The organism is Niastella soli (assembly GCF_017742245.1).
Lineage (GTDB): Bacteria > Bacteroidota > Bacteroidia > Chitinophagales > Chitinophagaceae > Niastella > Niastella soli.
The window spans coordinates 1-1,315 of record NZ_JAGHKO010000023.1 but is presented as its reverse complement, the minus strand read 5'-3'; the positions used below and the strand labels follow the sequence as shown (position 1 = coordinate 1,315).

The window sequence follows — 1,315 nt, the reverse complement described above, 5'->3', positions numbered from 1 at the left end:
TCGCATAAACCCACTAATAATGCGAGCTCAAATGGCGAACCTTACAGGTCTTGGCACTGCCTATTGCCTACTGCCCATTGCCTTTTCAACAACTTGATATATGGAAGAATCTCAACTTCGAAAAAGCTTCCATACCAAACTAAAGTAGGGACATAAAAAAAGGTCCACTGTAGCAACAGCTGACCTCTAATGATTGCTTGCCATATGAAAAAACCTGCCGAAAGCCGCGATTTTTTTGCTATGTTGCTAAATAATAGTTTAAGCACGCTTGTGCCTGTCAAGCCTTCACCCAAAAATTAAAAAATGGCTAACATAAAATGTTTAACTAAGCTCTTCCTCTTTTTAATCGGGACACTTTTATTGACGGGTTGTGGACTTGTATTCGGACTTTTCTACAAAGACTGGCATACTGAAGTTGCTTATAGAAGTTCTTCCTCTAAGAAAGACTACTTTATTATAGAAGGTGTTACACAATCTCATTGTGGCTGCTCAGACGTCATTGTAAAAAACTATAAAAACAAGCAATTAGACTTTACGTTTTACTATGGCGGCGGACTATTTCCAGGGAAAAAATATATTTACCAGTACGATGCAAACGCAAAAATTACTGACACGCTGACTTATATCCCGGTAACCACCGACAGCTTTACATTAGCGTTCGACTCATTAGACAAAGTAATTTTGCAACGTATTGACACCTTAATAACCAATAGACCAAGTGGGTCAGGTCTTACGTACGAAGTAAATCGACAAAACTACAAAGGTTTTGTAAGACAGAATTGATATTAAATAAGATTCGCAAATGCCAAAATGAAACTAAAGTAAGGACATAAAAAAAGGTCCACTGTAGAAACAGCTGACCTCTAACGATTGCTTGCCATATGAAAAAAAGGTAAAATCTCTTTATAGTGAAGCGCTTGCTTCGTAGTAGCCCCTCTTATTCTTTCGCTCTCTTACTATGCTACCGTTGATGATGTAAAAGTAATACACGCTTTACTTTCTTCATAATGAGCTTTTGCTTCATTTTATTATGCCTAACCCTGCTATAACTTTGCAAAACCCACTACCAGTCTGCATTATCCCTTTTTCCTCTTATGATCTCCGGCCCCTTATAAGTGTACAAAAAACCTTTATAAATTTCCTTTTTTCAACTATTTTCTTTACCCGGACTATCTATTGTTACAATTGGTTGCATCAAATAAAAAAGTTCTTTAGAAGAGGATGACCTGTAAGAGCTTGTCCGCCTTTGGCGGATGCGCCATTGGGTATTGAACAATCAGAAGGCTTACGCGCACCTGACAGGTCATTCGCTTTT

At 38.0% G+C, this 1,315-nt stretch carries 1 protein-coding gene; it reads left to right on the top strand.

Annotated elements, in window-relative coordinates:
- Window positions 1-303: 303 nt before the first annotated feature.
- Window positions 304-783 (top strand): hypothetical protein, encoded by a 480-nt coding sequence (locus tag J7I42_RS32880; RefSeq protein ID WP_209144388.1) that lies wholly within the window; start codon window positions 304-306, stop codon window positions 781-783.
- The last annotated feature ends 532 nt before the right edge of the window (window positions 784-1,315 follow it).